Raw genomic sequence first — 25837 nt, 5'->3', positions numbered from 1 at the left:
TGCGCGGCAGGGGCATTGCCCCTCGCATCCCGTTCCAGTTTACGTTAAGGTGAAGCTATGACGCGCGCAGCCATTCCGTTCGAAGTCCCGATCCCGGTCGATCCCGCCGACATCGATTTCATGGGGCATGTCAACAACGCCAGCTACCTCAAATGGGTGCAGGAAGCGGTGTTGACGCACTGGCAGAAGCTGGCCCCCGCCGAAGAGGTCGCGAAGCATCTGTGGGTCGCGCTCAAGCACGAGATCACCTATCGCAAGCCCGCTTTCCTCAACGATGAAGTTGTCGCGACGGTTCTGCTTGAAAAGGTGCAGGGCGTCAGCGCTTTTACGAGACGATCATCCGCCGCGGCGACGATGTGCTGGCCGAGGTCAAGTCACGCTGGTGCTGTGTCGACGCGACGACGCTGCGCCCGGCGCGGATCGCGGAGCATATCGTCGAGCATTTCTTCGGCAAGCGCGAGGGTTAGAGCCAGCGCGGAACGCGGTGCGCGTAGTTGATATAGGATACGCCGAACTTGTCCGCCATGTAGCGTTCCTCGCGGGCGATCACGCCGTAGTGGATCGTGAGGATCAGCGGGATGAACAGCCACAGCACGACAGGTGCGTTGGCGGCGACAGCAAGACCGAGATAGATCAGTGTCATGCCGAGATACATCGGGTTGCGCGTCCAGCGATAGACGCCCTGCACGACAAAGGCGGTGGTCGGCTGCCAGGGCGGGGCGGGGGTGCCCGCCGCCTTGAACCGCACGAGCGCGGCGGCGATCAGTCCGAGACCGGACAGGAGAAACAGCGCGACGACGGTCCAGCGAAGTGAATCGGGCATATCGAGCCCCTGCGTCCTCACTACCAGATACTCGAGCGCGATTCCCGCGATCAGATAGCCGAGAAAGATCAGCGGCGGCGGCGCGATCACGCCGGGAATGTCGGACTTGGTGTCGGTCATGGGCCGTTCCTAACCTTCAGATCGAACTTGTCGCGCTTTCGCTTGCCGAACAACAGGCGGCGTTCGAGATGGCGGCGCGCGGCGGCGTAATAGGCGTCGAGAAAGGCGCGGTCCTCGCCGACATGGCTGCCATGATCGGGACGGCCGATCTTGCGCCGGATCACGCCGGCGACGGTGACGATCGTGTCGGCATCGTCGCGATGGAGGACCTCGGCGAGTCGCTGGACCTCCATCTGGCCATAGGTTTCGAGCTCTTCGGGGGTGAAGGCATAGCGCTCGACATGCTCGGTTTGCGTCTCCGCGAGGAGATCGGGGGCGATTTTCGGGCGCTCATTCTCGACCACCCAGGTTCCCGCGATCAGGTCGCCCGCGCGCAGCCGGTCGCGGTTGAACAGCGGGAAGAGCATGAAGATCGCGGTCCAGCCAAGGCCAAAGAGCGTCATCCAGCGACTGCTGAACCCCTCCGCCTGCGCCGTAAGCAGGAACAGCAACGGCATGAACACCTCAATCTCGCGCGTCAGGTTGCGCGCGAGAATCGCGCCGCCGGTCAGCCGACCCCCGTCGCGCGCCACCACCCGGATATTGAGCGCACGCTTGCCAATTGTCGCCGCGCGCGCGCCGCTTTCGAACAAGGTGAAATAGAAATTGCGCAGCAGGAAGAAGCCGAGCAGCCACAGGATCGCCGCCACATTGCCCGATCCGCGTTCGCTGAGCAGTCCCACCGCCGCGATTGTCAGCGCGATCAGCGTGCCCAGCATGATCCCCGCGTCGATGGTGAATGCACCGGCGCGCGCACCCGCGCTGGCCAGACGGAGGTGCAGCACGGCCCCTCCGGCGTCACCAGTTCGCGTACCAGCCGATCCTTGCGATCAGCCATGGCGGCGGCGTCCGCCGAGCGCGAAATAGACGACCCACAGCGCGAACATCCCCGCCGCGATCGCGAAACGCGCGGCATCGACGGTGATCAACTGGCGCGCAAATCCCTCCAGCAACCCTGCGGCGAGCAGCATGATGACCACGCCGATCATCACCAGCGCGCCGCGCCGTCCAGCTTCGCCAGCGGCCGCGAGGCGGCTGCGCACCCCGGGAAATGCGACCGCGCGCCCGATATGCAATCCGGCAGCGCCGGCAAGGATGATCGCGCTCAGCTCGGTGGACCCGTGGATCATCAGCCATCCGGTAAACCCGACCCCCAGACCCTTGGAGACAAACACGGCGTAAAAGGCCCCGAGCAGCACGCCGTTGCTCGCGATCAGCAGCAGGGTGGGGATGCCGAAGGCGAAGCCGAGCGCGAAGGCCATGATCGAGACTCGACTGTTGTGCGTGAACAGCTCGGTAGCGAAGACCTCCAGCCCCCCTGCTTTGGGGACACCGTAGATCGACTCGCGCAGGGTTTCGACGCTCGCCTGCATGTTGCGACCGGCGGCGAACTCGCTGGGCACGATCGCGCCGAACCATGCGGGGTCCGCCATCACCAGGAAATATCCTGCCAGCCCGCTGCCCATGAACAACGCGGCGATGATCAGGATTTCGGGGACAAGCCCCCGTACCGCAGCGGGCCAGCCATGGGTGAAATAGCCACCCAGCTGTCGCCACAGCGAGTCGCGACAGCCGTAGAGAATAAAATAGGCGCGGTTGGACAGGCTCTCCAGATAGGCGATCATCGACCCGTCGAGCGAGGTTTCGCGCGCGATCGACAACGCCGACAGCGTCGAGCGGTAGAGGCGGGGCAGCTCGAACAGATCGTCGCTGGTCAGCCGTCGCGGAGACTTTTTCTCGACGAGGTCCAGCAGGGCTTCGAGCCGCTTCCAATCGGCCTCGCGCTCGGCGCGGAACTGGCTGACGCCGAATACGGTGCTGGTCATGGGCGTTCGCGGTCCCGGACATAGCGCTCGGCGAGCGCAAGGGCGAGGTCGTCGGGGCCGGCTTCGAGCACTTCGATGCCCAGCCGCTTCAACCGTTCGATGACGATCCGCCGTTCGCGCAGCAGTGCATGGGCGACATTGGCGCGGATGACGTCGTCGGCGCTTTCGGGGCGCGCCTCCAGAAACGCCTCAAGCTCGACGTCGCGGAACAGAACGAACAGCACGCGGTGGCGTTTGAGCATCCGCGCGGCGGCGCTGAGCATCAGTTCGGCGCTGGTCGGATCGGTGAACTCGCTGAACAGGATGATCAGGCTGCGGCGCTGGAGCCTTTGGTCGAGCGTGACGAGCGACAATGTGAAATTGCTCTCCTGCGCGGCATAGTCCAGCTCGGCGGCGGTGCGGTGTAGCGACGCGAAGCTGCGCGCACCGGTCATGCTGCCCGAATCCGCCGTGGGACGCCCGGCGATCCGAACAGGCGCACGGTATCGCCCGATTTGAGCGCGACGAAGGCGGCGAGCAACGCAGCGGAAACGGCGCGATCGATGCGCGGCACCCCGGCGACCGGCTCGCTCATCGTCCGCCCGCAATCGACCGCGAAGACGACGCTGTTGTCGCGTTCGGTGCGATATTCGCGGGCGAGCAGCGACAAATGACGCGCGGTCGCCTTCCAGTCGATCGCGCGGCGTTCCATGCCGGGCTGGAAATCGGTCAGCGCCTGAAATTCGGTGCCGTCGCCGCTTTCGGGGCGGATGCGCGTGCCGAACTGGCGGCTGCGCAGGAATTGCCGCATCCCCTGTTCGCGGACCGGGCGCAGGTCGGGGAGGACGCGCATGCTATCTTCAGTTGCCTTGCTGCGCTGGCGATAGGCGAGTCCGAGCGGCCCGGATGCGCGCGCCCAGATGCGGGAGAGGCGCGCGGTGCCGCGCCGGGCGGCGGTGTAGGCGAGTGGCGCCGGAGCAGGATCGAGCGGGGCGCTGAAGTCGGCGGCGTAGCGCAACGCTGGGTTGCTCCCCGCGAGCGCGACCGTCGCACCGACCTCGGTCGAACCCGGCCCCTCCAGTCGCAGATCGTCCTTGCGGATGCGCGGCGCGAGCAGGCCGTCGAGCAGTACCAGCAGCGCGATGCCCAGCGCCCAGGCGACGCCGAGCAGCCAGCCATCCGGACGCCACACGCCGAGCAGCAGCGCCATTGGCGCGGCCACCAGCGCGAGCGCGACCGCACGCTGGCTGGGAACGATCAACGCGGTGCCTCGACCCGGTCGATCAGCTGGGCGACGATGTCGTCGGCGCTGCGGCCGTCGATCTCGGCGGCGGGCGACAGGACCACGCGGTGGCGCAGCAAAGGCTGGGCGAGCAGCTTCACATCGTCGGGGATGACATAATCGCGCCCGTCCAGCGCAGCAGCAGCGCGCGACGCGGCGGCGAGCGCGGAGGCGGCGCGGGGCGATGCGCCATGCGACAGGTCGGCATGGTCGCGGGTCGCGCGGATCAGGTCTACGACATAGGCGATGATCTCATCCGCCAGCCGCACGGTCAGCACCGTGTCGCTCGCGGCCTTGAGCGCGTCAGGAGTGGCGACCTGTTCGACGCCGCTATCCTCCGGGCGCTGCGATCCGGTGCGGGTGCCGTACTGCGCGACGATCGCGCGCTCGGCCTCTGCATCGGGATAGTCGATCGCGAGCTTGAACAGGAAGCGGTCGAGCTGAGCCTCGGGCAGCGGATAGACGCCCTGTTGTTCGATCGGGTTCTGGGTCGCGACCACGGTGAAGCGGTCCGACAGCTGTTCGGTCGTGCCGTCGATCGTCACTGCGCGTTCCTGCATCGCTTCGAGCAAGGCGGCCTGGGTCTTGGGCGGGGTGCGGTTGATTTCGTCGGCGAGCAGCAATTCGGTGAACACCGGACCGCGCCGCAGCTCGAAGGACGAGCTCTGGAAGTTGAACAGGCTAGCCCCGACGATATCGCCAGGCATCAGGTCGGGGGTGAACTGGATGCGGCCGAAATCGAGGCCGAGCGTGCGCGCGAAGCTTTGCGCCAACAGCGTTTTGGCAGTGCCCGGTGCGCCTTCGAGCAGGACATGGCCGCCCGAGAGCAGGGCGATGGTCAGCAGCCGCGTCGCGCGACCCTGTCCCACCACCGCCTTGGCCACCTGGCCGTCGATCGCCGCACCGAGGTTGCGGACGTCGTCGAGTGTCATGCCTTCACTTCCTTTCGCCAATCATCGAGCGCCTGTGCGGCGTGGAGCAGTTCGGTTTCGGTCTTTGCGTCGCGGACCCGTTGGGCCGTCGCGGTATAGGAGGTCGTGGTCGGGATTGCGTCGAGTTGTGCGTCGAGCGCATCGCCCTGTAGCGTGCGGGGCAGGGCGAGGCGGCGCGCGGCCCAGTCGCGGATCGCGTCGGCATAGGCGCTGCCGCCCTCGCGCGTGCGGCGGGCGCGGCGGGCGAGGCTGACGATATTGTCGATCAGCGCCGCTTTGCCGAACGGGACCGCGAGCTGTTCGCGGCGGACCGGGCCGAACCGCGCGAGGGTGGCGATCCCGGCGAGCAGGGCAGCGATCAGCAGCGCGATGCTTACCCCGGCGAATGGCGGTTCGAAAGCGAGCTGAAGCAGATTGCGCCCGCCGCTGCCATAAGGAAGCATCGTGTCGAAGATGACCGTGCCAGGCGTATCGGGATCGAGCGCGGCAAGCAGGGCGAGCGCGGCGCGGGCATTCTCCCGGTACGACAGACCCTGATTATTGAGCAGATCGGGATCGGCGAGGATGTAGGTCCCGGTATCCCCGACCTGCGAAAGAACCGACGCGCCGTCCGGCGCGACAATCAGCGGCACCAGCTTGTCGCTTTCTACCGCCTGAATCTCCCCTTGGAGGCGAAACGGCGGTAGCTCCAGCCCGGAGGCATAGCGCAGCAGGGTTCCGCCCTTTTCCGAATGCGGCGCAATATCGACGGTCTGCTCGAGCATCGAAATCAGGGGTTGCGGCATGACGGTCGTGACCCGCTGCTCGCGGTTGCGACGGTCCTTGATCGGGGCGGCCACCCATTTGGGGAGGATCACCAGAATCGGGCCATCATGCGCCCCTATCGCGCGCTGAATCTCATCGGACTTGGTACCGATATTGGGGGTCAGGATCAGCAGTCCATCGCCCGGTCGCTCGTCTGGCGAACCGTTGAGCGTGACCGTGCCGCCGGCAAGCTCGACCAGCCGGGCGAGGCCGTGGAAGCCGGTGGCGAAACGCGAGGCCGGGCTTGGGACATTGCCGCGCTGGCGGTCGAAGCGGTCGCCATAGGCGCTGACCAGCAGGAAGCCGAGCGCGAGGATGAACCCCGCCCCAATGAGCAAGAGTACCGTGCGGGTGCGGAATGGGTTGGCGCTGCTCGGGGTCATCGGCCGAGCGCGAATCCGGAATAGTCGGCGCGCGCGCGGGTCCAGTCGGCCTCGCCCAGCGGCTGGCCGGCGAACAGGCTGCGTTCGACATCGGCGACGATGCGTCCGAACAGCGCGCGTGCCGTTTCGGGCAGCGCGTCGATCCGGGCGATGTCACGGCTGGTCCAGGACGGACGCAGCCGGTCGCCACGCCACCGTTCGATATCCTCGACGCTGCGATGGAGCAGCAGGCGGACGGCTTCGTCGTAGCGCCCTGCGGCGGCAAGCTGGTCGGCCTCTACCAGCAGCGCACGCGCGACCGATGCTTCGGGAATCCAGCCCGGTGCCGCCTCGACCCCGCCGCGCGACCCGAACCGGTCGAATAGCCAGCCGCGCAGCGGCGGGAAGATCGCGAAGGCGAGCGCGATCACGACCAGTGCGATCGCGATCCACATCAGCACCGTCCACCCGCCGCCGACCCATTCGATGAAATTGCCGAGCGCACCGAACAGATCCCTGAGCCATTGCGGCATCTCGCGCTGCTCGGGGACGAACCAGGGGAAATCGAACTGGATGGTCGGGTCGGCCTTCAACGACTTGTGCGCGGCATCCGCTGTGGCGGGATCGCCGAACGGCTGCGGGGCATTGCCGGCGACCGCGCCATCGCGCGCGGTGGCGCTTGCGCCCTGTGCCGTCATTGCCGTGAATCCCCCGGAAGCTGTTCATACCCTTGGAGCAAATCGGCAAATTGCGCGCAACGATTTTCATCCCTAACGTCGCGGGCATGGCGCGGCGGACGACCGTGCATCATCATCGGGCAGGGAGATTTTCGCGTTGATCCGGATCATTATCGGCACGGCCGCAGCGGCGACGCTGGCAGCCTGTAGCGCGAGTGCGGGGGGCAAGGCCCAGAGCGCGTCGTCGGAGGCCCCGCGCAAGGGGCCGGGCAAGAACAAGGGATATGACCACAATCCCTATCCCTCGACCTACAAGCCCTATCCCGGCGTCCCGACGCTGTTGACGAACGTCACCATCCTCGACGGTGAGGGCGGCAAGATCGAGCGCGGCGCGGTGTTGTTCCGCGACGGCAAGATCGTCGAGGTCGCGCAGAGCATCGCGGCGCCCGAGGGCGCGGTGGTGATCGATGGCGCCGGCAAGTACGTCACGCCGGGCGTGATCGACGTGCACAGCCATCTCGGCAACTATCCCACCCCCGGCGTTCAGGCGCATTCGGACGGCAACGAGGCGACCGGGCCGGTCACCGCCGAAGTGTGGGCCGAACATAGCGTGTGGCCACAGGACCCCGGGTTCAGCCGCGCGCTCGCCAATGGTGGTGTGACCACGCTGCAGATCCTGCCGGGCTCGGCGAACCTGTTCGGTGGGCGCAGCGTGACGCTGAAGAATGTCTATGCGCGCACGATGCAGGGAATGAAATTCCCCGGCGCGCCCTATGGCCTCAAGATGGCGTGCGGCGAGAACCCCAAGCGCGTCTATGGCGGCAAGGGCCGGATGCCGTCGACCCGCATGGGCAATATCGCGGTCGATCGCCAGACCTGGACGCGCGCGCAGGATTACAAGAAGCGCTGGGACCGGTACGAGGAAAATGGCGGCGAAGCGCCATCGCGCGACATGGCGATGGACACGCTGCGCGGCGTGCTGGCGGGCGAGATCATCGTCCACAACCATTGCTACCGCGCCGACGAAATGGCCATCGTCCTCGATATGGCCAAGGAGTTCGGCTACAAGGTCGGAACGTTCCACCATGCGGTCGAGGCGTACAAGATCGCCGACCTGCTCAAGGCCAACGGCACCTGTGCGGCGGTGTGGGCCGACTGGTGGGGGGTTCAAGATGGAATCCTATGACGCCGTTTCGGAGAACCTCGCCATCCTCGAGCGCGAGGGCGCGTGCGGGATGATCCATTCGGACGACGCCAACGGTATCCAGCGGCTCAATCAGGAAATCGCCAAGGTCCGCGCCGCCGCCAAGCGCGCCGGTTTCGTGATCCCCGAGGAGATTGCGTGGAAATGGGCGGCGATCACGCCGGCCAGGGCGCTGGGTGTCGACAATGTCACCGGTAGCCTGAAGGCGGGCAAGATGGCTGATGTCGTCCTGTGGAACGGCAATCCGTTCAGCGTCTACACCCGTCCCGAGAAGGTGTGGGTCGACGGCGCATTGCTGTTCGACATGCACAACCCCAAATTGCGGCCGGTATCCGACTTCGAGCTCGGCCAGCCCGGATCGGGAGACGTGAAATGAAGGCGCTGTTGCTAGCCGCTGCGGCGATGGGTGCCGCGTTCCCCGCCGCCGCTCAGACGGTCGCGGTCACCAACGCGCGCCTCGTCATCGGCGACGGTTCCGCTCCGGTCGAGGGCGGGACGGTCGTCGTGCGTGACGGGCGTGTGGTTGCCGCCGGGGCAGGGGTCGCCGTTCCAGCCGGCGTTCCGGTGGTGGACGCCGGTGGACGCTATGTCACGCCAGGGCTGTTCGCAGGGTTCACCCGCATGGGCATCGTCGAGGTCGATGGGGTCAGCGAGACGGATGACAGCGCCGCGAGCGGTTCGCCGTTCAACGCCGCGATCGATGTATCGCCTGCGGTGAACCCGAAGACGAGCGCGATCACGGTCAACCGCGCCGAGGGCATTACCCGCGCCGTGGTCGCACCCGAGGCGCGCGGTTCGGTGTTTGCCGGGCAGGGCGCGATCATCGACCTGGGTGCCGACATGGATGCGGTGAGCAAGCCGCGCGCGTTTCAGTTCATGGTCTATGGCGAAGAAGGCGCTCGCCGCGCCGGGGGCAGCCGCCCCGCCGCGATAGCGATGCTCAGGAATATCCTGTTCGAGGTGCGTGACTATGCCCGTGCGCCCGCCAGCTTTACCGATCGCGGCAAGGACGCGCTGCTGACCCGCGCCGATGCGCAGGCGCTGGTGCCGGTGGTGAACGGACAGGTGCCGCTGCTGGTGCATGTCGAGCGTGCGTCCGACATCCTGGTGATGCTCGACCTGAAGCGAGAAGTGCCGGCGCTCAAGCTGGTACTGGTCGGCGCGAATGAAGGCTGGACGGTGGCGCGCCAGATCGCGGCGGCGAAGGTGCCGGTGCTGGCATCGGCATTGGCCGATCTGCCCGCATCCTTCGAGCAGTTGGCGGCGACGCAGTCGAATATCGGGCGGATGCAGGCTGCGGGCGTCATGGTGGGCATCGGCATGATCAACGACGACGAGGCGCGGCAGGCGCGGCTGGTCAAGCAATATGCGGGCAATCTGGTCGCGCTGACCAAGGTTCCGGGCGCGTCTGGGCTCGACTGGGGTCAGGCGTTCGCGACGATCAGCTCGAAGCCCGCAGAGGCGATGGGGGTGGGCGGCGAATATGGCTCGCTGCGCCCCGGGCGGCGTGGCGATGTGGTGGTGTGGGACGGCGACCCGCTGGAAATCGGGACGGCCGCAGTGCGGGTGTTCATCGACGGCGTCGAACAGCCGATCGAGACGCGTCAGGATCAACTGCGCAAACGCTATTTCGATCCGAAGGAAGGCGCCTTGCCCAAGGCGTACCAGCGCTGAGCACCCCCTTTCACACGGCTTGCGCGGGTGAGGAACCACGCCGCGCAGGCCGTCCGCGCGATCCCGCAAAATATGCGGCGATCATCGAGGCGGCACGTCAGGCGTTCTTCACGCGTGGATTCCACGCCGCGACGATTGAGGAGATCGCCCAGGCGGCGGGTGTGTCGAAGGTCACGGTCTATAGCCGCTTTGGCGACAAGGAGACACTGTTCGAGGAGGTGATTCGCGTGGAAAGCGCGCGGATGGCCGAGGTATTCGACGCGCAGGTTGCCGACCAGCGGACACTGGAGGATCAGCTCAACGCCTATGGCGTCGCCTTGCTCAGCTTCATGTTCAGCGAGGATCATGTCGCGATCGACCGGGTGCTGCTCAACGAGATTTCGCAGATCCCGAGCCTTGCGCGCCGTTTTTACGAGGCGGGGCCGGGGGTGTGCTTCGGACGTCTGGCTGAGGTTCTGGCCGAAGCGGCAGCGCGCGGCGAGGTCGAGGTGGATGATCCCAGTCTGGCTGCACAGGATTTGTGCGGGCTATGGAAGGGCGCGGCGGACTTGGGAATGAAGCTGGGACTTGAGCCGCTCCCGTCGCCCGAGGCGATCCGCGCACGGGTCGAACGCGCCACGCGATTGTTTCTCAAGATGATCGGATCGAAGCCGTGACGATCGGCGTTGTACGAGAACGGAGGTGCTGGCCATGCGAATCTTGATGGCGGTTGTGGCAGGTGCGGCGGCGTTGGCGGGATGCGGCGGCGCACCCGAGGCCGATAGCGAAACGAACGTGGTGCAGCCCAATCTGGCAGCTGATCTGACCAACTATCAGGCCGAGGTAATCGCGCTGCCCAAGCGGCTGCAGGATGGGGTCATGCTTCGGGCGATCCGTGACGCGAAGCTGACCTGTCAGACTGTTACCGAGCTGACGCGGGTCGAGGATCGCGGCGGCAAGCTGCGCTGGCGCGTGGTGTGCGACAATACCGAACCTTATGTAGTCGAAATCACGCCGGACGGCACCGCGCGGATCCGCAGTCGCCGTTGAGACCGTTTGAGCGGCGCGTGGTGATCCGAGTGGCGGCGTGATCGAGGCTGGGCAGGCGCGAGCGGCTTCGCTAGACGCCGAGGCATGACCGAGCCGCGCGACAGCCTGACCGACCGGCTCGCCCGGAACGCGTTGCATGCCGCATGGGTCCGTTCCCCCTGGACGGCTGTGGATCTGCGTTTGGCTGCGGCGCTGGTCGGGATGTTGGCGCTGGGTCCATTGCTGACGATTATGGGTGCGACCTTGCTACGTGCGGGTGTCGAAGCCGAGAATCGCGCGCTGGAGGCGCAGTTGCGCGTGCGCTCCGCGCCGGAAGCGGCGCGGGACGGTGCTGCTCGCGCGCTGCGCGACGCCGTTCGTTCGCCCACCTTGACCGCGACGCTCGAACGGCTCGCGCGGGCGATGCCGGACGACGCCCGGCTGGTCTCGGCCGCGCGGGGAGCGGATGGACTGTTGCAGGTCGAGGTTTCGGCAAGCGATCCCGATCAGTTGCGCGATGCGCTGCGCCGCGACGCGGCGCTCGCGGCGATGCGCGAGACCGGGCAGCGCCGGACTCAGGATGCGCGGGTCGTCGTGACTCTACGGGCGCGCGGGTGAGGCGGGGTGGTATCGTGGCTGGCCTGGTCGGCGGGGTGCTGGCCGGTGCAGCATTGATGCTGCCGGGGCTGGAGGCGTTGAGCGAGCTATGGTCCGCGCGCGCGATGCGCAGCGATCTTGCCGCGCAGATCACGGCTCCGCCGGAACCGCTGCGCCCGATCGTCGCGCCGGGTCTCGCCATCCGGGCGCAGGACCGGGCGGCCGCCGGGCGTGCCCTTGCCACGCATGTCCGGGGGCGCGCGGCGTCAGCCGGCGTGCTGGTGGAGACGCTGACACCCACCGCGCCGCAACCCGGCATCGTGACGCTGGGGATAAGGCTGTCGGGACCGGAGAAGGCGGTGATCGCGATGATCGATGGGGTCGAGCGCGGGACGCCGCTTATCCGACTTCGCTGGTGGCGGGCGACCGCGCTTGCCGACGGTGGAGTGCGCGTCGAAGGGGAAATGGCGGCAGCATGGGAATGAGCCGCCACGAGAAGATGTTGTTGGGCGCCCTGGCGCTGGTCGCGGTGGCGGTACCCTGCGTCGCGCTCTATCCCTATGCCTCGACCCCACGATCGGCCGATCGGCCGGCGATCGCGCCGATCGTGCCGCCGCCCTTGCCGACACCGGTGCGGGTCTTCGCGCGGCCCTTGTTCGCCACGGCCGAAGTCGAGGCCGGTCCTCCAGATGCGCCCGTTCTGACGGGCATTGCCGGGCGGCTGAACCGCGATGCGGTCGCGCTGGTACGGATTGCCGATGGCAGCGCGCGGACCTTGAAGGTGGGGGAGAGCGTCGATGGCTGGCGGCTGGAGAGCCTGGCAATCGATGCGGCGTTCTTCACCCGCGGACGCGAGCGGATTCGGGTGGAGATCCCGGAGGAAACGCCGCCCGCAGGCTGACTAATGGTCGCAGGTCTTCAGCGCTTCAGCCCGCGTCGTGCGTCCGCTGGTGATCCAGCTTTCCGGAATCACGCCCAAATTCTGCTGGGTGATGAGATAGGATCCCGGACGCTGGCGATAAATGACCAGCGTGCCGCAATAGGTCGCGATCTTGGGGTAGGTTCCGGTCACCTTCACGAAGGCATAGCGGCCCGGGTGTGACGCACCCTCCGGATTGTTGACCCAGCCGAGCGTCTGGAGCGTCCAGCGACCTTTCCCGCCCGCATATTGCTTGAGCATGTTCGGGACGCTCAGCCATTCGTCCTTTTCGATCTCCAGCATCGGCTCCATCATCGGCATGCCCGCAACGTAATCGGCGCGGTCGAGCAAGCCCATATAGCGTTCGGCGAAGGCGGTCAGGTCGGCCTGATCCTGTGCGCTCGGCTTCCAGTCGGCGGGCGCGCGCTCATAGGGATCGGTCGCCGGGTCGTAGCAGGTGAAGCTCGCGCGATACTGGGTCAGCGCTGCCCGGCCCTGCGCATCGGTGCTGGTGAAGTATTTGTAGCGGCCCATGCGTGCCGACAGGCGGCCGCAGCGCTGTTTGGCGAGCGCGCTGATGCGGTCGCCGACCGACGTGAGCTGGCTCACCGGGAAGGTGTCGACGACTGCGGCATAGCCCTTGCCGGGCACTGTCTCGATTTTGATTGCGGGCTGCGACGGGGGCGCGGGCGGTGCCACGACCGGCGTGCTGGTCGTTCCGCCGCATGCGCGGACCAGACGGTCGATGGCGGCCTTCAACGCTGCCGCGGCCGTGCCGGCGTAGAGAAACCGGCCGCGCTCAGGCAGGCCCGGCCCCACCACCACGACATATTGATCGCCATTGGAGAGCCGGGTCGATCGGACCTGCCCCCACGAGAAGTTCGTCGTATCGGCCCGCGCCGGATGCGATGTGGTGCCAATCTGGTGAGAGGGGTAGCTCACCTCAAGCCGCGTGCTGCACCCTGCTCCCGAGATCGAATAGGTTGCCGTCTTCCCCGGAACCGTCGCGCCAGATGCGGCATACATCGGTGCTCGGACGCGCTCCAGCAAAGCCTTGATTTCACCCTGCGCGCTGGTCTGGTTATTCTGCGCCGACACCATTGCGGGAAGCAGTGACGCGATCAAACCGGAAACCAAGATACGCATATGAAGTTCCCCACGGCAGACGTAGACTATTGCCCGGAAGCTTCACTCTATTTGACGCGCGCATTTCTTCAAACGAAATCTGACAGTTGCACCTTGAAGCTACGCGGTCAGTAGATCCCGTCTATCTCCAGCGTCAGGCGTGGTGCAAGCGGCTTGAGCAGCAGGTTGCTGGGCTTGTCGAGGTCGAGTTCATCGGCGCGCAGCCGCGCATATTTGGCCTTGGCTATCGCCGCCGCATCCTCGCCATTGCGCAGGATCGTAGGCTTGAGGAAGATGAACAGGGTGCGCTTCTGGCGGCTCTCGCGGCGGCCCTTGAACAATTCCCCCAGGATCGGGATGTCGCCGAGGATCGGGACCTGGCTCTTGATCTGGCCGTAATCGTCCGAGGTCAGGCCGCCGAGCACGATCGTCTGGCCATTGTCGGCGAGGACGGTGGTGTTGATCGCGCGGCGATTGGTGATGAGGTCGGTCGCCTGGCTGAGCTGGGTCGCGGCGATCGACGATGCCTCCTGTACGACTTCCAGCCGGATCGTGTCGCCGGCGTTGATGCGCGGCAGCACCTTGAGCGTGATGCCGACATCCTTGCGCTCGACCGAGGTATAGGGGCGCACGTTGCTGGAATCGGTCAGGATCGACCCGGTGATGAACGGTACTTCCTGTGCCACCACGAACTCGCCGACCTTGTTGTCGAGCGTGGTGATCTGGGGCGTCGAGAGCAGGTTCGACTTGGACGACGTGCCGAGCGCCTGGACCAGGATCGAGAAATCATTGCCGATCGCGACGTTGCCGGTCAGCCCCTGGCCCAGGATCGACCCGGCAGGAACGCCCAACGCGGTGAGGATCGCGCCGAGCGACGGGCCGGCGGTCCCGAACGACGTGCCCGCACCTTCGACCTGGCTGAGCACCGCGCCGCTGGTACCGAGCTGGACGGCGAGCGCCTCCGCCTCCTCGCCGGTGATCTCGGCGATGGCCGCTTCGATCAGCACCTGAGGGCGGCGGACGTCGAGATCGTCGATCAACGCTTCGATCGCTGCGACTGCACTGGGGGTGCCGCGCACGACGACGGCATTGATGTCGGGGGGAGGGCTGTACGGTGATCTCGGGAGTCGAGAAGCCCTGAGGCGTCGCGTCCTGCTGCTGGCCGAGCTGTGCGGATTGCGCGGTTGCGGCGGTGGCAGCAGCGGCTGCGGTTTCGGCCGTGCTGGTCCCGCCCGAGGCAATCAGGCCGCCGAGCACGCCGGTCGGGCTGCGCGGATTGCTGCGCGATCCCGACAGGCTGCGGGCGACGGGGTTGGTGGTGCCCGATTCCTGGCCGAGGATGCCACGCAGTACCTCGGTCACCGACTCGGCGTCGGCGTAGTTCAGGCGAAACACGCGGGTCATCGGCGTCGCGCCGCCCGGAGCGTCGAGCGAAGCGGCCATGCGGCGCGCATCCGCGACGGCGGCGGGCGAACCGCGCACGATGATCGTGTTGCTGCGGGCGTCCGCCGCGACCCGCGCGCCGCCCGATGCGGCGTCGCCGAGCACGGTCTGGAGCGCCTGGGCCACTTCGGGCGCGCTGCCGTTGCGAAGCGTAATGGTGGCGAAGCTCATTCCGCTGCCATTGCCGTCGAGCGAACGCAGGATCGCCTCCACGCGGCGGACATTGTCGGCATAGTCCGTGACGACCACGGCGTTGGGCTGGGCGAGCGGTTCGACGCTGCCGAAGCTGGCGACCAGCGGGCGGACGACGCGGGCGGCCTCGGCGCTGGGCACGTTGGACAGGCGGATCATCCGCGTCACCAGTTCCTGCCCCGATGCGGAGCGCGAGGAGACGCCGCCGTCACGGACGGCGTTGCCTGCGGGGACGATGCGCCACGCGCGGCCCGAGCGGACCGCCGCGAAGCCATTGGCGCGCAGGACGGAGAGGAACAGTTCCCACACGCCAGCCGAGGTCAGCGGGGTGGCGGAGGTGACCGTGACGCTGCCCTTGACCGCCGGGTCGAGGATCAGCGTGCGACCGGTGAGGCGCGAAATCTGGTCGGCGACGTCCGCGATCTCGACCCCGCGCATGTTGACGACGATGTCGGCGCTGTCGGCCTGTGCGGCAACAACCGGCTGGGCGGTCATGGCGGCGAGCGCGAGGGCGAGTGCGGTCTTGCGGATCATGTGCGGCACGGTGGGTTACCTAGCGGGTCGGGATGGTCAGCGTCACGGGCTTTCCATCGCGGGTGATCTGGACTTGGACGGAGCCGCGCGCTTGCGCCGCAGCGAAGGCGGAAGCTGCGCTGGCCGGGCTGGTCAGCGGGGTTCCGCCGATCGAGGTGATGACGTCGCCGGTCTGAAGGCCGGGCGGGGCGTTGGCGCCGACCTGCATTCCACCACCGGGCGCTGGGCTCATTGCGGCAAGTGCCGCTGCCGCGGCGCTCTCGGGCGGCGTTGCCTGGGGCGCCGACGCGGGCTGCGGGGGAGGCGCGGCAGCAGCTTGTTGCTGGTCGGCGGTCAGCGACGGATCGGGGAAGGCGAGATACTCGATCCGACCCGCGACGCGCAGGATCACGCGGTCGCGCAGGATCCCCTCGATCGTGCCGCCGCCGGGGGCTTCGCCGATGCGGAACGGCTTCGCGGCCTCACCGCCGACCTCGATATAGGCGACCGACAGGGTGGCGGGGACCGCTGCGAACACGCCCTTGAGCTTGAGCGGCAACGCGGTCGCCTGACCCGCGTCGGTCAGCGACCCCTTGCCGAACGGGGCAAAGGCGAGGGCGGGGGTGACATCGGTGACCACCGCGACCGGGCGCGCGCCCGACGGAACAGTGACCGCGCCGGTGCTGGCATGGCCCGCGATACGCCAGGTGAGCCCGGCGAGGGCGATCGCGACCGAGACGATTACCCCCGTCGTCACGATGTCGAGCGTGGTGCGCGCCTGACGCGGGGAAAGATCGGGGAATCGGATCATGCGCGTCTGCCCTCGACGAAGCCGTCGAGCGATGCAAGCGGGGAGCGTTCGCCCTGCGGCGTGACCCGAATGCGGACCTTGTCGATCGCGGGGTCTTCGGTGCGGGTGCGGGCGACATCGACCTGCCATTGCTGGCCGAGCAGCTCGACTTCGCCCTGCGCGGCGGCGGGGTCGGAGAGCTGGAGTTCGGCGAGGCGGTTTTCCGCGACCCACATCGCGGCGGCGCGGCGTTCGAGGCCGCGCGTGGAGTCGACATGGCTCTCGACCGCGCGGACAAGGCCGACGGTGGCGATGGCGAGCACCGCGAGCGCGACCAGCGCCTCGATCAGCGAGAAGCCCTGTTCGTTCTTCACGAAGCTTCGCTCCGGCTGGCAGTGGCTGTCATGCCGTCATAGTGCACGACCCAGATCTGCTCGCCATTGCTGATCGTTGCGTTGAGCGGTTTGCCCGCGCCGTCGACGCCCATCATCACCGGGGGGCACGTCGAGTTCGACCGCGATCCCGCCGGGCAGACGATGAAAGGCCAGGCCATCGGAGAGGGGGCCATCGACCCGTCTCGGCCGACTGCGGCGAACCCGTATCCATCCTTTTCGACGGTGAAGGCGATGATGCGGTCGCCGATCATGGCGTCGTCGGCGGCGGCCTGGAGACGCAAGGCGAGGCGGCGGGCTTCCGTCTCGACCGAGGGCGCGCGGGTCGCGGCACCGACGCCGAGCGCGACTCCGCCCGCCGCAACGCCGATGATGACGAGCACGATCAGCATTTCGATGAGCGTCATGCCGCGCTCACCGTTTCCGATGCTGCTCCCCCGCATGGTTTTTATCCGCCCTTGGCAGGCGTCGTCGCCGCGTCGCGCGAATCCAGATCGGCGTCGAGATCGGTCCCGCCGGGCTTGCCGTCGCGACCGAGGGACTTTAGCTCGAAGCTGCTGCCGGTCGAGCTGTAGCTGTAGGGATTGCCCCAAGCGTCGACCGGATCGGTCTTCACATAGCCGCCATCGGGCCATGCTGTCGGCAGCGGCGGGGTGGTGGGCTTTTCGACCAGTGCCTTCAGCCCCTGCTCGGTCGTCGGATATTGGCCATTGTCGAGGCGATAGGTGGTCAGGGCGCTCGAAAGCGTGACGAGGTTGGTCTTGGTCGTCGTCACCCGCGCCTGATCGGGTCGGCCGACGACATTCATCGTCACCAGCCCCGCGACGATCGCGATGATGACGAGGACGACGATCATCTCCAATAGGGTAAGGCCCGCTTCGCCGTGCGACACCGCCGGACGCTTGCTCTTCGCGGCGTCGACTGCCACGGTGTCATCGAACTGTTTCAAAACTATGCGCATCGCGGCCCCATGCGTTCCCATCGTGAAAGCCATGTTACAGCCGGAGCACCCCACAGCATGACCGGCCAAGCCATTTCGAGCGCCACGGAATCCCGCGCCACCGGCGTGTGGACGCTGGCGGGCGGTCGGGCGATCATAGCCGAGCCTGAAGGCCCTGCAACCATCCTCGTCCCGAGCGATCGGTCCTGCTGCTGCGCGTCGAGGCTGCCGCTGGCGAGTCGGGCGAGGCGACTCGAGGCGCTGCCCTTCGCCATCGAGGATCGCATCGCCGACCCGATCGCATCGGTCCATATCGCGCTGGGCGCCGAGGTGGCACCGCGAACCTATCTGGTCGCCGTGGTCCGCCATGCGCAGATGGCGAGCTGGGTCGAGGCGGCCGAGCTGGGCGGACTGGGGCATGCCGCGATGGTACCGGATGCATTGGCTTTGCCATTGCCGGAGCCGGGCGAATGGTCCGCCGAGGCGACCGATGGCCGCGTACTGGTGCGCAGCGGTGATGGCACGGGATTCGCGATGCCGAGCGCGCTGATCGGTTCGGCGTGGGAGCGGGCGGGGCGTCCGCGCATCTGGACCACCGGCCCGGTTCCGGTCGGCGAGCTGCCGCAGAGTCCTTGGACGGGTGGCGGCGGGGGGCTGGCCGAGCGGCTGGCGAGTCCCGCGATCGATTTGCGGCAAGGTCCTTATGCGCGCCGCGCGACGGCAGGGAGCAGCTGGAGAAAGCGCCTCGCGTGGATCGCGGCGGCGGGGATTGCGGCGCATGTCGTGATCGCGGCGGCGGATGTGGTGATGCTGCGGGTGATCGCGGAGCGGCGGGCCGACGATGTGCGCACCGCGGTTGCGCAGGCTGCGCCGGGGGCCAATCTGTCGGGCGATCTTGAGGCGAGCGTCGTCGGAATGCTGCCGGTATCGGGGCCACCGCCGGGTCGTCTCATCCCGCTTGTCACTGCCGCCGCGCGGGCGCTCGCGCCGCTGTCGAGTGCGGTGACCGCGCGGGCGATGCGGTTCGAGGGGGCACGCTGGTGCTCGATCTCGAGCCCGGCGCGCCTGATCTGCCCGATCGCATCCGCGCGGCATTCCGCGCGGCGTCGGTTCCGGCGCAAATTTCGGCAGGGGCCGATGGTGCAATTCGCGTGACGGTGACGGCATGAGGATCGAACGTTCGCCGACCATCGACGCGGCGCTGGTGAGGCTCCAGCTGTGGTGGAGTGGCCTTAGCCCGCGCGAACGCGTGCTGGTCGGCACGCTGGGTGCGATCCTAGCGGCGGCGATCCTCGTCTTCGGCATTGTCCAGCCACTGCAGGCGGCACGGGCGGAGGCGATCGCCGATATCCGCAGCCATGAAACGCTGGCGGCGCGGGTGCGTGCCGCGGGGACGTTGGTTGCGCCGGGCACCCAGCCCAGGCTCAGCGACGGCCCGCCGATCGAGGCAGCACAGGTGGCAGCGAGCGCAGCGGGCCTTACCGTGACGCTTACCCCCGGCGGCGCGGGCGCGACCGGGCAGGTGGCCGAGGCCAGCTATGAAGCCGTGGTCGGCTGGATCGCGACGGTCGAGCGCACCACGATATTGCGCGCGCGGCGGGTCGAGATGACCAAGGGTGGCGCGCCCGGCCGGGTCGTCGCGAGCGTGGAGTTCGGCCAGTGAACGCCGTGACGATGGGCGTGCCGACGCTTCCCTATAGCTATGCGCGCAACCATGGCGTGGTGCTGCGCGTGGGAACGGGCGGCTTGGAATGCCTCCACCGCAGCGATGCGGGGCTGGATGCATTGCTCGAGGTACAGCGGATCGCGCCCGGCATCCATTTCGTCGCGGTCGCCGACGCCGAGTTCGACCAGGCGCTCGCCGCCAGCTATTCGGGCAGCGCCGGGGCTGCGGCAGAACTGGACCTTGGCGGCATGGACCTTGCCGCGCTCGCCGACAGTGCGGCGGCGGTCGACGATCTGCTCGACTCGCGCGACGATTCACCGGTGATCCGCCTGATCAACGCGCTGTTGCTGGAGGCAGTGAAGGAAGGGGCTTCGGACGTGCATGTCGAGACGCAGGAAAAGCGTGTCGTCGTGCGCTTTCGCATCGACGGCGTGTTGCGCGACAAGCTCGAGCCGCGCCGCGAGCTCGCACCGCTGCTGGTCAGCCGGATCAAGGTGATGGCGAAGCTCGACATTGCCGAGAAGCGCGTGCCGCAGGACGGGCGCGTGACGCTGCGCATCGGCGGGCATGACGTTGACGCCCGTGTATCGACCATTCCGACCCAGCATGGCGAGCGGGTGGTGATGCGCTTGCTGGAGAAGGGCTCGCTCAAGCTCGACATGGAGGCGCTGGGGATGAGCGCGCGCGACCGGGCGGTGTTCGCGCGGTTGCTCGAACGGCCGCACGGGATGCTGCTGGTCACCGGTCCCACCGGGTCGGGCAAGACGACCAGCCTCTATGCCGCGCTCCAGCGGCTCAATGACCGCAAACGCAACATCATGACGGTGGAAGATCCCATCGAGTATGAACTTGCCGGGGTGGCGCAGACTCAGGTGAATGCGCGGACGGGCATGACGTTCGCGCGGGGACTACGCGCGATCCTGCGGCAGGACCCGGACGTTATCATGGTCGGCGAAATCCGCGATCAGGAGACCGCCGAGGTTGCGGTGCGATCGGCGATGACCGGGCATTTCGTGCTGTCGACGCTGCACACCAACAGCGCGGTCGGATCGGTCACGCGGCTGATCGACATGGGGGTCGAGCGCTACCTGCTCGCACCGATGCTGGTCGGTGTGGCGGCGCAGCGGCTGGTGCGGCGGCTGTGCCCCACTTGCCGGACACAGGATATCGCGAGCGATGCCGATGCGGCGCTGCTCGGCGGCGCGCTGAAGGCGGGCGACCCGGTGTGGCGTGCGGTCGGGTGCGAGGCATGCCATGGCGACGGCTATCGCGGGCGCGCTGGCCTGTACGAGGTGGTCGCGGTGGACGACGTGTTTCAGGCGATGATCCATGACGGCGCGTCGGAAGCGGAGATTGAGGCGCATGCGCGGCGCGAGAACCCGTCGCTGCTCGACGATGGCGTGGACAAGGTGAGGTCCGGGGTGACGACGGTCGAGGAAGTCGCGCGGGTGGTGAGGGACGAGGGCTAGTGGCCGCCTTCGCCTATCGCGCCGCCGACCGGACCGGCGCGCAGAAAAAGGGTGTCGTCGAGGCCTCGAGCCCCGCTGCGGCGCGCGCGATGCTGCGCGATCAGGGGCTGTTGCCGCTGGCGGTCGAGGCGGCGGGCGAACGGCGGTCGGTCGGGAGCATCCAGCTGCCCCGGCTCGGCCGCTCCGGCATGAATGCGCGCGAGTTGGCGACGGCAACGCGGCAGATTGCCACCCTGGTCGGATCGGACATTCCGGTCGAGGAAGCGCTGCGGCTCGCGGCGAGCCAGTCGGAAACGCAGCGCGTGTCGGCAATCCTGATGGAGGTGCGCGGCGCGATCCTCGACGGGCGCAGCTTTGCGAGCGCGCTGTCGACGCATCCCAAGACCTTTCCCGAATTCTACCGCGCATCGGTCGCGGCGGGGAGGCGTCGGGGAAACTGACTGACGTGCTCGGCCACCTCGCGCATTTCGTCGAGAACCGTCAGGCAAATGCGCAGAAACTGCAGCTGGCACTGCTCTATCCCGGACTGCTGGCGACGGTGTCGCTGGGCGTGATCGTGCTGCTGCTGGTCTATGTCATCCCGGATATCGTCAATGTGTTCGTGTCGCGCGGGACCGATCTGCCGCTGCTGACCCGCGTGCTGATCGCGGTGTCGGGCTTTTTGCAGGATTGGGGGCTGTATATCCTGATCGCGGGATTGATCGGGATTGTCCTGTTCAACCGCTGGGCGGCAATCCCGGCGAACAAGTTGAGGGTGCATCGCGGCTTTACCGAGCGCTGGCCGTTCAGGCGCTTCTCCCGCCAGCATAACGCCGCGCGCTTCGCCGGGAGCCTCGCGACCCTGGTCGAAAGCGCGGTGCCGCTGGTCGAGGCGCTGCACGCCGCTGCAGCGGTGACGCCGAACCTGTGGGTGCGCGATCGCGCACTCCATGTCGCGGCACGGGTGCGCGAAGGCATAAGCCTGCGCGCGGCGATGGCCGAAGCCGGGGTGTTCCCGCTGATGCTGACCGCGATCGTCGCCTCGGGTGAGGCATCGGGCAAGCTCGGCCCTGCGCTGTCGCGTGCCGCGGATGAACTCGACCGCGAGCTCGACGCGGTGACGACCGCGCTGGTGGCGCTGGTCGAGCCGATGGTGCTGCTGCTGATGGGCGGCATCGTGCTGATGATGGTGCTGGCGATCCTGCTGCCGATCATCAATCTGAACGATCTGGTGACGTTGTAAGGCGGACTTGCCCGCCCAGTGCTCGTCACCCTGAACTTGTTTCAGGGTTCACCGCTTCCGGGGTGACCCGTCGCTAGTGGCACGGTGGATGCTGAAACGAGTTCAGCATGACGGATTGGGGAGGGGGAGCGCTTAAAGCTCCCCGGCGATGCTCGCCCCGGCGGGTAGCCCGGCGAAGGGCAGGATGCGCGCGCCTTCGGGCGTCATGCGGATCGTGAGCTGGCCGTCCTCGCTGAGCGTCGCGGTCATCAGGATCTGGCGACGCTGGGTGCGGGGGGGTGAGGCGGATCTGGGTGGTGGTGCCGATCTTTTCGGAAGTCAGCAGTAGCGGGGGGACGGGAACTGCTGCGCCACCGCCCTTGGGCGTGCAGGTGCCGGCGTCGGTGGTGAGGCGGCCGTCGATGCCCTGGCTGGAGCCGCCGACCGCGATCCGGTCGAACTCGAGCTGCATGACCATGTCGCAGGTGAAGGGGAGATTGGGCTGAAGCGCCTGAAGCAGCGCGGCGTGGCTGCTGCCGCTGACCTTGTCGAGCACGGTGCTGGAGAAGCCCGCCAGCGCGCGACCGCCCATGTCGGTATCGGGGCCGGTCGCGGTCCAGTCCGCCGCGAACCCGAGGCTGGTGAGCGAGCGCAGCGGCGCCCAGTGCCACTCGAACTTGCTGCCGCCCGAAACGCCGACCTCGCCATTCCACACCGTTCCGGCGACGCCGGTGCGCCACGGGCGGTTCTTGACGAACACGCTGGCGGGCATGGTCGCGACCATGGCGAGGGCATAAGCCGCTATGCCCAGCACCACGAAGACGGTAAGACGCCGCCGAGCCGACCAGGATGCCCGTGACAATGCCGCCGATTCGACGCCGTGCGCTACTGACCGCTCTGGGATCGGGGCTGATAGTGCCGTCGGCATTGGTCGCTGGTCCCTCTGTCTTCGCGGCCGACAAGGTCAAGCGTGACAAGCGGCCGGTGGCGTTGCTGCTGCCCCTGTCGGGGCCGCGTGCCGCGCTGGGCCATAGCATGCGTCAGGCAGTGTTGCTCGCTGATTCTGGGCCGGAAATCACCGCTTATGATACCGGCGGGACGCCCGAGGGTGCGGCGCTGGCGGCGCGCAATGCGCTCAAAGCCAAGGCTGCAATGATCCTGGGGCCGGTGACTGCCGAGGAGCTCAACGCGGTGACGACGGAGGTGGCGCGGCGGGTGCCGGTGATCGCCTTTACCAATAACGCGGTCGCGCGCGGGCCAGGCAGTTTCGTGTTCGGGATCACCCCGGCCCAGGTGACCAGCGCGGTGCTGCGCTATGCCCGATCGCGCGGGGTGCGCAGTGTCGTGGTGGTCGATGACGGATCGCCGTGGAGCGTTGCGGCGGCGCTGGCGGCGGGGAAGATGCAGAGCGAGGTCGGGCTGGACGTGCGGTCGCTGACTGTGGTCGAGGGACAGCCTTTGCCGGCCGCAGGCGATGCGCCCGATGCGGTGTTGCTGCCGGGGAGCGGCGAAGCGGTGCTGGCGGCGGCGCGCAACCTGAAAGGGACCGGCGTGCAGCTGCTCGGCACGGTGCAGGCGCTCGACCACCGGCCTTCTGCGCTCGAGGCACTGGACGGTGCGTGGATCGCCAGCCCCGATCCGGCGGCGTTCGGACGCTTTGCGGGCGAATACCGATCGCGTCATGGCGATACGCCGGGGGCGCTGGCGGCGCTCGCCTTTGACGCGGGCGGGGTGGTCAAGACGTTACGCGACAAGGGGTCGCTGGACGAGGCGGCGCTGCTGGCGGAGACGAACTACACCTGCGTGACTGGCAATGCGCGGTTCCGGAGTGATGGCAGCGTGGCGCGCGAGCTGGCGATCCTGGTCGCCGGGGCACAGGGCTATGCACCGGTGGCGGTGAGCCTGGGGGCGTGAACGCGCCTATGCCGTCGCCCCGGCGGAGGCCGGGGCCGCTAGAGGCATCGCAGGACGACCCATCGGGCGGCCCCGGCCTGCGCCGGGGCGACGATGGGTTTACGTTGCTCGAACTCATCATCTCGCTGGGGTTGTTCGCGCTGATCGCGGTGGCGGGGCTGACGTTGCTCAACAGCGTGATGACGACGCAGGAGCGGACCGAAGGGCGGCTCGACCGGACGGCGGCGATCCAGCGGACGATGTTCGTGCTGCAGAGCGACCTCGATCAGATTACGCGCGGCGCGGTGAGCGGTGGGGGAGCAATGTCGCCTTTACGCGTGTCGCTGCGGGAATGGGCGGGCCGCCGGTGCCGCTGCGCTATGCCGCGACCGGGGGCGCCTTGGTCCGTGCCGCGCCGCAGCCGCAGCTGTTGCTGACGGGGGTGAGCGGCGTGCGCTGGCGCTTTCTCGACGGACAACGCTGGGTCGATCGCTGGCCGCCGAATGCGGAGCGCAAGGACGAGTGGCCGCGCGCGGTGCAGGTCGAGATGCAGCTGGCGGGTGAGCGCGGGCCGCAGGGGACGCTGCGTCGCGTGGTGGCGCTGCCGGTCCGGCCGCAGGATGAACCGCAATGACCCGGCGCGACGACGAGCAGGGCATGATCCTGGTCAATGTGCTGATGTTCGTCGCTATCGCCAGCGGGCTGGTGCTGCTGATGATCGGACGCGAGGAGCTGGCGCTCGACCGGGCGCTGCGCAGTCGCGAGGCGGCGCGGGCGGCGGCGATCGTGCGCGGGGGCGAGCTGTCGGCGCTTGCCGCGCTCCAGCGCGATGCGCTGGCCGCGCCGCAAGTGGACCATGCGGGCGAGGAGTGGGCGTCGATCGGGGCCAATGGCGCGACGATCGACGGGGGCACGTTCGATTTGGCGGTCAGCGATGCCGAGGGGCGGTTCAACGTCAACATGCTGCGCAGCGGTGACGCGGTCCCGGTGATCCTGTTCCAGAAGCTCGCGCGGATCGCCGGGCTGGACGAGCAGCATACGGTTGAGGCGATCGCCTATATCCGAACGCAAGGGCCGGTCAGCGATGTGCGGCCGATCCGGCTGATCCCCGGCGCGGACCCGGCGGCGATTGCGCGGCTGGAGCGGATGGTGACGGCGCTGCCCGGCAAGACCACGATCAACCTGAATGCCGCGGATCAGGAGCTGCTGGCGTTCCTGATCGGCGATCCGGTCGCGGCCGAGCGGATCGTCGCGATCCGCAAGCGCAACGGGCAGATCACGTTGCGCGACCTGTCCGATCTCAAGGTCAGCCAGCCGCCGGGGACGGCGTTCAGCTCCAACACCTATTGGACGCGGGTGCGCGCGAAGATTGGCGATACGACTCAGCAGGGGGCAACGCTGATCCAGCGGCGGCGGACGCCTGAGGGCAAGGTTGAGACTGTGCCGGTGGCACGCTGGCGCAACGCGGCGGTGCCGCCCGAGGCTCCAGCGCTCGCGGGCGGTTGAAATTTATGTGATAAAGTATCATTTGCCCGCGAGCGAAGGAGTTTGCGATGCGGGCAATGGTGGCGAAATGGTTTGACGGACTGGCGGTTGGCGCTTCGGCGCTGTGCCTGATCCATTGCCTGGGGCTGCCGTTGCTGATCGCCGCCTTGCCCGCGCTGGCGGGGCGGCTCGATCTGGGCGAGGGGTTTCACCTTGGCGTGCTGGCGTTTGCATTGCCGGTCAGCGCGGTCGCGCTGGTCGACGGATGGCGGCGGCATCGCGGGCTGACGCCGTTGTTCGTCGGGGCCGCCGGTCTGGCGCTGTTGGCGGCGGGGCTGGCGTTCGAGGAGTGGGTTGCGGTCGAAACGGGTGTGACGGTGGCGGGGAGTTTGTTGCTGGCCGGGGCGCATGTGGCGAACTGGCGGGGGCGGGGTTTGGTCGCCCCCTCGGCACCTCGGTCTCGGTGAGACTTCGCGGCCCCA

Annotated in this window: 31 protein-coding genes and 3 pseudogenes; 18 read left to right on the top strand and 16 right to left on the bottom strand. The window is 67.9% G+C overall.

Annotated features, from left to right (window positions below; translation table 11 throughout):
• Positions 1-57 precede the first annotated feature (57 nt).
• A pseudogene (locus LRS12_RS17930) lies at positions 58-467 on the top strand (acyl-CoA thioesterase).
• On the opposite strand, the gene LRS12_RS17925 reads toward LRS12_RS17930, so the two are convergent.
• The 8 genes from LRS12_RS17925 to LRS12_RS17890 are packed head-to-tail and all read right to left on the bottom strand — an operon-like array spanning position 464 to position 6865.
• Complete coding sequence (locus tag LRS12_RS17925; protein WP_257845858.1) at positions 464-943, bottom strand: isoprenylcysteine carboxylmethyltransferase family protein; 480 nt, start codon at positions 941-943, stop codon at positions 464-466. The pseudogene LRS12_RS17930 and the gene LRS12_RS17925 overlap by 4 nt on opposite strands.
• Positions 940-1767 (bottom strand): RDD family protein, encoded by an 828-nt coding sequence (locus tag LRS12_RS17920; RefSeq protein ID WP_257845857.1) that lies wholly within the window; start codon positions 1765-1767, stop codon positions 940-942. The genes LRS12_RS17925 and LRS12_RS17920 overlap by 4 nt, the downstream gene beginning before the upstream one ends.
• A gap of 45 nt (positions 1768-1812) precedes the next feature.
• Positions 1813-2808, bottom strand: coding sequence for a stage II sporulation protein M (locus LRS12_RS17915; protein WP_257845856.1), 996 nt, complete (start codon positions 2806-2808; stop codon positions 1813-1815).
• Complete coding sequence (locus tag LRS12_RS17910) at positions 2805-3242, bottom strand: hypothetical protein (RefSeq protein ID WP_257845855.1); 438 nt, start codon at positions 3240-3242, stop codon at positions 2805-2807. Before LRS12_RS17910 ends, LRS12_RS17915 begins: the two co-directional genes overlap by 4 nt.
• Positions 3239-4048: a DUF58 domain-containing protein gene (locus LRS12_RS17905; protein WP_257845854.1), complete on the bottom strand. Its 810-nt coding sequence runs from the start codon at positions 4046-4048 to the stop codon at positions 3239-3241. The genes LRS12_RS17910 and LRS12_RS17905 overlap by 4 nt, the downstream gene beginning before the upstream one ends.
• Positions 4045-5001 (bottom strand): MoxR family ATPase, encoded by a 957-nt coding sequence (locus LRS12_RS17900; protein ID WP_257845853.1) that lies wholly within the window; start codon positions 4999-5001, stop codon positions 4045-4047. Before LRS12_RS17900 ends, LRS12_RS17905 begins: the two co-directional genes overlap by 4 nt.
• Entirely contained in the window at positions 4998-6188 is a 1191-nt protein-coding gene (locus tag LRS12_RS17895; protein WP_257845852.1) for a DUF4350 domain-containing protein, read from the bottom strand. Before LRS12_RS17895 ends, LRS12_RS17900 begins: the two co-directional genes overlap by 4 nt.
• Positions 6185-6865 carry a hypothetical protein gene (locus tag LRS12_RS17890; protein WP_257845851.1) on the bottom strand — a complete coding sequence of 227 codons (681 nt, stop codon included), beginning with the start codon at positions 6863-6865 and terminating at the stop codon, positions 6185-6187. Before LRS12_RS17890 ends, LRS12_RS17895 begins: the two co-directional genes overlap by 4 nt.
• Positions 6866-7001: 136 nt before the next feature.
• Here LRS12_RS17890 and LRS12_RS17885 point away from each other — a divergent pair.
• The 7 genes and pseudogenes from LRS12_RS17885 to LRS12_RS17855 all read left to right on the top strand — a co-directional run bounded on the left by LRS12_RS17885 (position 7002) and on the right by LRS12_RS17855 (position 12228).
• Positions 7002-8424 (top strand): annotated as a pseudogene (locus LRS12_RS17885) (amidohydrolase).
• Positions 8421-9722 (top strand): amidohydrolase family protein, encoded by a 1302-nt coding sequence (locus LRS12_RS17880; RefSeq protein WP_257845850.1) that lies wholly within the window; start codon positions 8421-8423, stop codon positions 9720-9722. Before LRS12_RS17885 ends, LRS12_RS17880 begins: the two are co-directional and overlap by 4 nt.
• Positions 9719-10378: a TetR/AcrR family transcriptional regulator gene (locus LRS12_RS17875; protein WP_257846184.1), complete on the top strand. Its 660-nt coding sequence runs from the start codon at positions 9719-9721 to the stop codon at positions 10376-10378. The genes LRS12_RS17880 and LRS12_RS17875 overlap by 4 nt, the downstream gene beginning before the upstream one ends.
• A gap of 46 nt (positions 10379-10424) precedes the next feature.
• Positions 10425-10751 carry a hypothetical protein gene (locus LRS12_RS17870; protein WP_257845849.1) on the top strand — a complete coding sequence of 109 codons (327 nt, stop codon included), beginning with the start codon at positions 10425-10427 and terminating at the stop codon, positions 10749-10751.
• Positions 10752-10835: 84 nt separating this feature from the next.
• Positions 10836-11348 carry a hypothetical protein gene (locus LRS12_RS17865; protein ID WP_257845848.1) on the top strand — a complete coding sequence of 171 codons (513 nt, stop codon included), beginning with the start codon at positions 10836-10838 and terminating at the stop codon, positions 11346-11348.
• Between the two features lie 14 nt (positions 11349-11362).
• The gene (locus LRS12_RS17860) at positions 11363-11812 is read left to right on the top strand and encodes a hypothetical protein (RefSeq protein WP_257845847.1); all 450 of its coding nucleotides are present in this window, start codon (positions 11363-11365) and stop codon (positions 11810-11812) included.
• 14 nt (positions 11813-11826) lie between these two features.
• Complete coding sequence (locus tag LRS12_RS17855; RefSeq protein ID WP_257845846.1) at positions 11827-12228, top strand: hypothetical protein; 402 nt, start codon at positions 11827-11829, stop codon at positions 12226-12228.
• Here LRS12_RS17855 and LRS12_RS17850 read toward each other — a convergent pair whose 3' ends face one another.
• The 7 genes from LRS12_RS17850 to gspG form a co-directional block, all read right to left on the bottom strand.
• Positions 12229-13392 carry a hypothetical protein gene (locus tag LRS12_RS17850; RefSeq protein WP_257845845.1) on the bottom strand — a complete coding sequence of 388 codons (1164 nt, stop codon included), beginning with the start codon at positions 13390-13392 and terminating at the stop codon, positions 12229-12231. It abuts the gene before it with no gap.
• Positions 13393-13499: 107 nt separating this feature from the next.
• Complete coding sequence (locus LRS12_RS17845) at positions 13500-14222, bottom strand: type II secretion system protein GspD (RefSeq protein WP_257846183.1); 723 nt, start codon at positions 14220-14222, stop codon at positions 13500-13502.
• Positions 14158-15540 carry a secretin N-terminal domain-containing protein gene (locus LRS12_RS20455; RefSeq protein WP_374581521.1) on the bottom strand — a complete coding sequence of 461 codons (1383 nt, stop codon included), beginning with the start codon at positions 15538-15540 and terminating at the stop codon, positions 14158-14160. The genes LRS12_RS17845 and LRS12_RS20455 overlap by 65 nt, the downstream gene beginning before the upstream one ends.
• A gap of 19 nt (positions 15541-15559) precedes the next feature.
• Positions 15560-16330 (bottom strand): type II secretion system protein N, encoded by a 771-nt coding sequence (locus LRS12_RS17835; RefSeq protein ID WP_257845844.1) that lies wholly within the window; start codon positions 16328-16330, stop codon positions 15560-15562.
• Complete coding sequence (gspI, locus tag LRS12_RS17830; protein ID WP_257845843.1) at positions 16327-16683, bottom strand: type II secretion system minor pseudopilin GspI; 357 nt, start codon at positions 16681-16683, stop codon at positions 16327-16329. The genes LRS12_RS17835 and gspI overlap by 4 nt, the downstream gene beginning before the upstream one ends.
• Positions 16680-17144, bottom strand: a complete 465-nt coding sequence (locus tag LRS12_RS17825) for a prepilin-type N-terminal cleavage/methylation domain-containing protein (protein ID WP_257845842.1) — start codon at positions 17142-17144, stop codon at positions 16680-16682. Before LRS12_RS17825 ends, gspI begins: the two co-directional genes overlap by 4 nt.
• A gap of 5 nt (positions 17145-17149) precedes the next feature.
• The gene (gene gspG / locus LRS12_RS17820) at positions 17150-17662 is read right to left on the bottom strand and encodes a type II secretion system major pseudopilin GspG (RefSeq protein ID WP_257845841.1); all 513 of its coding nucleotides are present in this window, start codon (positions 17660-17662) and stop codon (positions 17150-17152) included.
• Positions 17663-17719: 57 nt separating this feature from the next.
• Here gspG and gspL point away from each other — a divergent pair, with 57 nt between their 5' ends.
• From gspL to LRS12_RS17795, 5 genes and pseudogenes are all read left to right on the top strand, one after another.
• Positions 17720-18796, top strand: a complete 1077-nt coding sequence (gspL, locus tag LRS12_RS17815; RefSeq protein WP_257845840.1) for a type II secretion system protein GspL — start codon at positions 17720-17722, stop codon at positions 18794-18796.
• 10 nt (positions 18797-18806) lie between these two features.
• Positions 18807-19304 (top strand): type II secretion system protein M, encoded by a 498-nt coding sequence (locus LRS12_RS17810; protein WP_257845839.1) that lies wholly within the window; start codon positions 18807-18809, stop codon positions 19302-19304.
• A gap of 11 nt (positions 19305-19315) precedes the next feature.
• Entirely contained in the window at positions 19316-20776 is a 1461-nt protein-coding gene (gene gspE, locus LRS12_RS17805; protein WP_257846182.1) for a type II secretion system ATPase GspE, read from the top strand.
• Between the two features lie 89 nt (positions 20777-20865).
• Positions 20866-21299 (top strand): annotated as a pseudogene (locus LRS12_RS17800) (type II secretion system F family protein); the annotation flags it as partial.
• 15 nt (positions 21300-21314) lie between these two features.
• Positions 21315-21998: a type II secretion system F family protein gene (locus tag LRS12_RS17795; protein WP_374581694.1), complete on the top strand. Its 684-nt coding sequence runs from the start codon at positions 21315-21317 to the stop codon at positions 21996-21998.
• A 73-nt stretch (positions 21999-22071) separates the two neighbouring features.
• Here the strand turns inward: LRS12_RS17795 and LRS12_RS17790 are convergent, their stop codons facing one another.
• Complete coding sequence (locus LRS12_RS17790; protein ID WP_257845837.1) at positions 22072-22761, bottom strand: hypothetical protein; 690 nt, start codon at positions 22759-22761, stop codon at positions 22072-22074.
• 77 nt (positions 22762-22838) lie between these two features.
• Between LRS12_RS17790 and LRS12_RS17785 the strand changes: the two genes are divergently transcribed.
• Genes LRS12_RS17785 through LRS12_RS17765 form a run of 5 tightly spaced genes read left to right on the top strand, consistent with a single transcriptional unit; the run spans position 22839 to position 25822 of the window.
• Positions 22839-23891 carry a penicillin-binding protein activator gene (locus LRS12_RS17785; RefSeq protein WP_257845836.1) on the top strand — a complete coding sequence of 351 codons (1053 nt, stop codon included), beginning with the start codon at positions 22839-22841 and terminating at the stop codon, positions 23889-23891.
• Positions 23888-24307, top strand: coding sequence for a type II secretion system protein J (locus LRS12_RS17780; protein ID WP_257845835.1), 420 nt, complete (start codon positions 23888-23890; stop codon positions 24305-24307). The genes LRS12_RS17785 and LRS12_RS17780 overlap by 4 nt, the downstream gene beginning before the upstream one ends.
• The gene (locus tag LRS12_RS17775) at positions 24238-24504 is read left to right on the top strand and encodes a type II secretion system protein GspJ (RefSeq protein WP_257845834.1); all 267 of its coding nucleotides are present in this window, start codon (positions 24238-24240) and stop codon (positions 24502-24504) included. The genes LRS12_RS17780 and LRS12_RS17775 overlap by 70 nt, the downstream gene beginning before the upstream one ends.
• On the top strand, positions 24501-25376 hold the full coding sequence (locus LRS12_RS17770; RefSeq protein WP_257845833.1) for a general secretion pathway protein GspK: 876 nt from the start codon (positions 24501-24503) through the stop codon (positions 25374-25376). The genes LRS12_RS17775 and LRS12_RS17770 overlap by 4 nt, the downstream gene beginning before the upstream one ends.
• A 47-nt stretch (positions 25377-25423) precedes the next feature.
• Entirely contained in the window at positions 25424-25822 is a 399-nt protein-coding gene (locus LRS12_RS17765; RefSeq protein ID WP_257845832.1) for a MerC domain-containing protein, read from the top strand.
• The last annotated feature ends 15 nt before the right edge of the window (positions 25823-25837 follow it).

Origin of the sequence: Sphingomonas sp. J344, assembly GCF_024700005.1 — a bacterium.
GTDB lineage: Bacteria > Pseudomonadota > Alphaproteobacteria > Sphingomonadales > Sphingomonadaceae > Sphingomonas.
Note: the sequence above shows the minus strand (reverse complement) of the source record. Positions and strands in the feature narration are given on the sequence as shown.

Coding starts and splice junctions, on each gene's coding strand:
- gspG (WP_257845841.1), bottom strand. CDS start 17,662: ATGCGCATAGTTTTGAAACAGTTCGATGACACCGTGGCAGTCGACGCC.
- LRS12_RS20455 (WP_374581521.1), bottom strand. CDS start 15,540: ATGATCCGCAAGACCGCACTCGCCCTCGCGCTCGCCGCCATGACCGCC.
- LRS12_RS17870 (WP_257845849.1), top strand. CDS start 10,425: ATGGCGGTTGTGGCAGGTGCGGCGGCGTTGGCGGGATGCGGCGGCGCA.
- LRS12_RS17790 (WP_257845837.1), bottom strand. CDS start 22,761: ATGGTCGCGACCATGCCCGCCAGCGTGTTCGTCAAGAACCGCCCGTGG.
- LRS12_RS17915 (WP_257845856.1), bottom strand. CDS start 2,808: ATGACCAGCACCGTATTCGGCGTCAGCCAGTTCCGCGCCGAGCGCGAG.
- LRS12_RS17810 (WP_257845839.1), top strand. CDS start 18,807: ATGAGGATCGAACGTTCGCCGACCATCGACGCGGCGCTGGTGAGGCTC.
- LRS12_RS17925 (WP_257845858.1), bottom strand. CDS start 943: ATGACCGACACCAAGTCCGACATTCCCGGCGTGATCGCGCCGCCGCCG.
- LRS12_RS17785 (WP_257845836.1), top strand. CDS start 22,839: ATGCCGCCGATTCGACGCCGTGCGCTACTGACCGCTCTGGGATCGGGG.
- LRS12_RS17770 (WP_257845833.1), top strand. CDS start 24,501: ATGACCCGGCGCGACGACGAGCAGGGCATGATCCTGGTCAATGTGCTG.
- LRS12_RS17855 (WP_257845846.1), top strand. CDS start 11,827: ATGTTGTTGGGCGCCCTGGCGCTGGTCGCGGTGGCGGTACCCTGCGTC.
- LRS12_RS17900 (WP_257845853.1), bottom strand. CDS start 5,001: ATGACACTCGACGACGTCCGCAACCTCGGTGCGGCGATCGACGGCCAG.
- gspE (WP_257846182.1), top strand. CDS start 19,316: ATGGGCGTGCCGACGCTTCCCTATAGCTATGCGCGCAACCATGGCGTG.
- LRS12_RS17890 (WP_257845851.1), bottom strand. CDS start 6,865: ATGACGGCACAGGGCGCAAGCGCCACCGCGCGCGATGGCGCGGTCGCC.
- LRS12_RS17910 (WP_257845855.1), bottom strand. CDS start 3,242: ATGACCGGTGCGCGCAGCTTCGCGTCGCTACACCGCACCGCCGCCGAG.
- LRS12_RS17835 (WP_257845844.1), bottom strand. CDS start 16,330: ATGATCCGATTCCCCGATCTTTCCCCGCGTCAGGCGCGCACCACGCTC.
- LRS12_RS17865 (WP_257845848.1), top strand. CDS start 10,836: ATGACCGAGCCGCGCGACAGCCTGACCGACCGGCTCGCCCGGAACGCG.
- LRS12_RS17850 (WP_257845845.1), bottom strand. CDS start 13,392: ATGCGTATCTTGGTTTCCGGTTTGATCGCGTCACTGCTTCCCGCAATG.
- LRS12_RS17880 (WP_257845850.1), top strand. CDS start 8,421: ATGAAGGCGCTGTTGCTAGCCGCTGCGGCGATGGGTGCCGCGTTCCCC.
- LRS12_RS17895 (WP_257845852.1), bottom strand. CDS start 6,188: ATGACCCCGAGCAGCGCCAACCCATTCCGCACCCGCACGGTACTCTTG.
- LRS12_RS17825 (WP_257845842.1), bottom strand. CDS start 17,144: ATGCGGGGGAGCAGCATCGGAAACGGTGAGCGCGGCATGACGCTCATC.
- LRS12_RS17765 (WP_257845832.1), top strand. CDS start 25,424: ATGCGGGCAATGGTGGCGAAATGGTTTGACGGACTGGCGGTTGGCGCT.
- gspL (WP_257845840.1), top strand. CDS start 17,720: ATGACCGGCCAAGCCATTTCGAGCGCCACGGAATCCCGCGCCACCGGC.